The following is a 5,000-nucleotide window of genomic DNA, read 5'->3' on the forward strand; positions in this document are numbered from 1 at the left end:
CCGTCACGCCAGCCGCCGCCGACGAATAGTCCGCCGTGTCGATCCCCGCTCCGCCGACCAGCGTGTCATTACCGGCCCCGCCGATCAGACGGTCGTTGCCGTCGTTGCCGGACAGGGTGTCCGCGCCGGGTGTGCCCAAGAGCACCTGCTCTAGCGGTCCGCCATCAGGACCAAAAGTCCCATCAGAAAAACTAAGTCGCTCAACGCCCGATAGAGTGTCAATCCCGTCGGGGCCAATGATCGTGCTGATCCCTTGTGACAGAACTATTGAATACATAGACCGCGCGTGACTGAAGTAGGCCGTATCAGTTCCGCTCCCTCCTTCAATCAGGTCATTGCCTGCGCCGCCAGTGACGTGGTCATTACCGTTGCCGCCGTTTAGCAGGTCGTGCCCGAACCCACCCGAAACTGTATCAGCTCCCGAGTGCCCGTAGACTTCGTCATTTCCAGCACCGCCATCAAAGTACTCATCAAAAACGAATCCTTGATCATTGCCCCATGTATCATTGCGACCAGATAAAACGTCGTTGAATGACGTTCCTACCAGTCCTTCTATATCGATAAGGATGTCGCTCCCGGCACCTCCAGTATTCTGTCTCGACCAGCCTCCGGTTCGGACGTCAAAGCCAGAGTAGGTGGACAAATTTACAGCGGACCTGGCACCTGAGTAGTCAACAATGTCAATGCCGACGCCGCCGTCGATTGTATCGTTGCCGGAACTATCATAGAGAATGTCGTCGCCCCAGCGGCCTTGCAGGAGATCATCTCCATCGCCACCATCTAGCCTATCATTGTAGGTAAAGCTGGCGTCCGGGATGCCAGAATCGTCTCCAACGAGACCGTCATTGCCTGCACCGCCTATGAGAACATCGCTGCCTAATGAGCCGACAAGAGTGTCATTGCCTTCTCCGCCTTCTATGTAATCGTCACCATCAAAGCCGTTGGCAAAGTCATCGCCGAGACCTCCATATATTTCCGCGTGGCCGCCCCAGCTGTAGATTTGGTCATTTCCCTCGTCGCCATGGAGAATGTCGTCACCATTAGCGCCAAATATGAAGTCGTCGCCAGCACCGCCATATATTGTATTGGTACCCTGGCTTGTATCTCTGAGCGTAAGAACGTTGTTTCCGTCCAACGCGTGAATCCTGTCACTTCCGTCGCCACCACGGATTAGGTTGTTGCCATAACCTCCAGTGAGCACGTCATTTCCAGCCCCGCCATCGACAACGTCATCGCCGCCGCCGCCGCGAAGAGTGTTAACATTATCGTCACCGAACAGCCGATCATTATCGTCGCTGCCAAAAACGCCTTCGATACTCGTTAACGTATCAAAACCGTCTCCAGTGTTCTGCGGCGTCATTATACGGAGATCAATAGTGCCAGACCTGCTCATTTGAACATAGTCATAGCCTTGTCCACCGTCAAAATGGTCGTCGCCGCCGTCTCCTTGGAGTATATCCGAACCGCCACCACCATTCAGGTAATCGGCACCTAGCCCACCTACCAACCGATCATCGAAATCACCGCCGCTGAGACGGTCTCCAGAGCTTCCGCCAGTAATGTCGATTTCTTCTATACTTATAAGCTCGGCCAGGGAGACCCCATCAGACGTCACGCGCGAGGATTGCATGTTGTGCGTATACGTGATCGCCTGCGTTCTATCGGAAAAGCTTAGTATTGCTCTGTCATTATCGCCTGTTGGGCCACCGTCTCCGCCATTGGCCGTGCCACCGCCGGTACCAAGGTCAATCAGGTCGTTACCGGCACCCCCGGTGATGAGGTCATACCCAGTCCCTCCGATGATGTGAATCATCTCCACATTTCGCAAAGTTACAGCGATATCACCGCCAACTATTGCCTGCGCCTGTTCATTGTTGTGATTATACACAACAGGCGCGCTCCTATCGGAAAAGTCCACTCTAGCGAAGTCAATGCCATCACCGGCATCCAACGTCCCATTTCCGCGACCGAGATCGTACCAACCGTCGGTGGATGCGCCAATGATCACATCATTGCCATCTCCCGCATATATTTCGTCGCTTCTGACTTGCAGTCTATCAACACCCCCTGTGATGATGTCATCCCCAGCAAAAAGCCGAGCAGGTTCGGCAACGATCTGACCCACAGAGAGCCCGAGACTTGCAATATCGCTTATAGTGACGAAGGCGTTGGGGTCAGGGGGCAAGCCGGGTCCATCGCCTGAAAAACCCCTTCCAACCCAAGATACCACCCCTGAGGGAAAGGGAGAGTCAGCGCTATAGGTGAAACCACCTTCAGACCGGAAAGTAAGCATTGCCGGATAGCCGCTGGGCGCTTTGGCGTAGAACACGTGCAAAACGAACTCGAAGGGTCCGGTTTTGATTACCCTCCATTCATTCTGCGGGTCGCTCAAAAACCCAAGGCCGTAATAAGTTATCACGCCAAACTGGTCCGCCGAGTTTGAGCGCGGTGCATTTATTATCGCCATTTCGTGTCCCCCTACTCCTGACCAGCCGACTGGGTCTGCTAACTTGCGGTTCTGAATATGTGGCTTCGGCGAGACTAGTCTGAAATTTGTCGCGGCACAAAGCTTCGAGGGACGCTGTCAGCCAAACTTAGACAGCTGGTAAACCGCCCTCCTGGCGGGGCCGCCATGGCCAAGAGCACCAACCCGTTTCGCTACTTCCACAGCTCGCCGGAGGTGATCCGGACGGTAGTAATGATGCACGTGAAGTATCCGCTGTCGCGCGGAACGTGGACGACCTGCTGGCCGGGCGAGGCATCGACGGCAAGGCCAAGGCCATCACTACGGATGGTCTGCGCTCCTATAAGGCCGCAATGAAAGAACTCGGCAACTCCGACAAGCAGGGGGTTAGCAGGTGGGCCAACAACAGAGTGGAGAACTCACACCCGCCCTTCCGACGATGAGAACGCGCCATGCTGAGGTTCCGGCAAATGAAGACCCTGCAGAAGTTCAGCTACGTCCACGCCGCCTTCCACAACCATTTCAACCAGGATCGCCATTTCATCAGCAGAGAGACATACACAAGGCCCAACGCTCAGCCGCCCCGGCTGAGTGGAAGACGCTCGCCGGATAGGTTTTGCGTCCCCTGCCCTACCTGCGCTCAGCAGAGACAAATTCGCTTTGGACTGACAGCCCTCCTCCTTGACAGCAAAAAGCCCCGCTGGCGAGCCATGCGGGGCTTTGAGAATGTTTGGGTGCGGGAGCAGGATTTGAACCTGCGACCTTCAGGTTATGAGCCTGACGAGCTACCGGGCTGCTCCATCCCGCGGCAAACGGTAGTGCAAAGGAAGAAGGGTTCGAGAGAACGGGCCCAAGTTTCGTAAAGGGTGCCCGTAAATACAATCATCTATCCGTCTGGTAGACCCGGCAGCGACCTACTCTCCCACGCCTTGAGACGGAGTACCATCGGCTCTGGAGGGCTTAACGACCGAGTTCGGAATGGGATCGGGTGGGGAACCTCCGACATAGCCACCAGGTCAACCAGGCGGATAGACGATTGTGAGAAGACATTGTCGTATTCGAAAATCGAATGAGTTTTGCTGAGAAACGATCAAGCCGATCGGATTATTAGTACCAGTAAGCTTCATGGGTCGCCCCACTTCCACACCTGGCCTATCAACGTGGTAGTCTTCCACGATCCTCAGCGAAGCCTTGTTTTGAGGTTAGTTTCCCGCTTAGATGCTTTCAGCGGTTATCTATTCCATACATAGCTACCCTGCTGCACAACTGGCGTCATGACAGGTCCACCAGAGGTATGTCCATCCCGGTCCTCTCGTACTAGGGACAGATCCTCTCAAGCTTCGAACACCCACGGCAGATAGGGACCAAACTGTCTCACGACGTTCTGAACCCAGCTCACGTACCACTTTAAATGGCGAACAGCCATACCCTTGGGACCTGCTCCAGCCCCAGGATGTGATGAGCCGACATCGAGGTGCCAAACTTTGCCGTCGATATGGACTCTTGGGCAAAATCAGCCTGTTATCCCTAGAGTACCTTTTATCCGTTGAGCGATGGCCCTTCCACGCGGGACCACCGGATCACTATGGCCGACTTTCGTCTCTGCTCGACTTGTCAGTCTCGCAGTCAGGCGGGCTTATGCCATTGCACTCGACGACCGATTTCCGACCGGTCTGAGCCCACCATCGCGCGCCTCCGTTACACTTTAGGAGGCGACCGCCCCAGTCAAACTACCCACCACGCCATGTCCCGGGACCGGATAACGGCCCTCGGTTAGACGTCAACGACAGTAAGGGTGGTATTTCAAGGATGGCTCCACCAGAGCTGGCGCCCCGGTTTCATAGCCTCCCACCTATCCTACACATACGGTCGCTAACGCCAAGGCGAAGCTATAGTAAAGGTTCATAGGGTCTTTCCGTCTGACCGCGGGAACCCCGCATCTTCACGGGGAATTCAATTTCACTGAGCCTGTGCTGGAGACAGTGGGGAAGTCGTTACGCCATTCGTGCAGGTCGGAACTTACCCGACAAGGAATTTCGCTACCTTAGGACCGTTATAGTTACGGCCGCCGTTTACCTGGGCTTCAGTTCGTCGCTTTCACAACTCCCTTTAACCTTCAGGCACCGGGCAGGCGTCAGACCCTATACGTCGCATTGCTGCTTCGCAGAGCCCTGTGTTTTTGCTAAACAGTCGCTACCCCCTGGCTTGTGCCACTCAGTCTAGGTTGCCCTAGGTGAGTCACGCTTATTCCGAAGTTACGCGTGCAATTTGCCGAGTTCCTTCAGCACAGTTCTCTCAAGCGCCTTGGTATGCTCTACCTGACCACCTGTGTCGGTTTCGGGTACGGTCTCTGCTAGAGTTATTTCCAGGGACAACTTCCCTACCAGGAGCAATCCAATAAGCCCTGATAAGTTACGCCATCCGTCACTTCTAGCTGGTGCAGGAATATTTACCTGCTTCCCATCGACTACGCTTTTCAGCCTCGCCTTAGGGGCCGACTAACCCTGCGCAGATTAGCTTTACGCAGGAACCCTTG

General features: G+C 55.0%; 2 protein-coding genes, 1 tRNA gene and 2 rRNA genes (1 of these 5 running past the window's edge). 1 reads left to right on the top strand and 4 read right to left on the bottom strand.

Annotated features, from left to right (window positions below; genetic code table 11):
• The coding region (locus AC4PRM_RS06185) for a calcium-binding protein (RefSeq protein ID WP_492039200.1) at window positions 1-2,185 on the bottom strand (2,185 nt) is incomplete at its 3' end.
• Between the two features lie 548 nt (window positions 2,186-2,733).
• Between AC4PRM_RS06185 and AC4PRM_RS06190 the strand changes: the two genes are divergently transcribed.
• Window positions 2,734-2,907 carry a DDE-type integrase/transposase/recombinase gene (locus tag AC4PRM_RS06190; protein WP_492039201.1) on the top strand — a complete coding sequence of 58 codons (174 nt, stop codon included), beginning with the start codon at window positions 2,734-2,736 and terminating at the stop codon, window positions 2,905-2,907.
• 288 nt (window positions 2,908-3,195) lie between these two features.
• On the opposite strand, the gene AC4PRM_RS06195 is transcribed toward AC4PRM_RS06190, so the two are convergent.
• From AC4PRM_RS06195 to AC4PRM_RS06205, 3 genes are all read right to left on the bottom strand, one after another.
• Window positions 3,196-3,272: transfer RNA gene (locus tag AC4PRM_RS06195), tRNA-Met, on the bottom strand.
• A gap of 93 nt (window positions 3,273-3,365) precedes the next feature.
• Window positions 3,366-3,480: ribosomal RNA gene (gene rrf, locus AC4PRM_RS06200) — 5S ribosomal RNA — on the bottom strand.
• A gap of 70 nt (window positions 3,481-3,550) precedes the next feature.
• Window positions 3,551-5,000: ribosomal RNA gene (locus AC4PRM_RS06205) — 23S ribosomal RNA — on the bottom strand; it runs 1,340 nt beyond the window's last position.

Source organism: Brevundimonas sp. DW-iso22 (assembly GCF_058725425.1).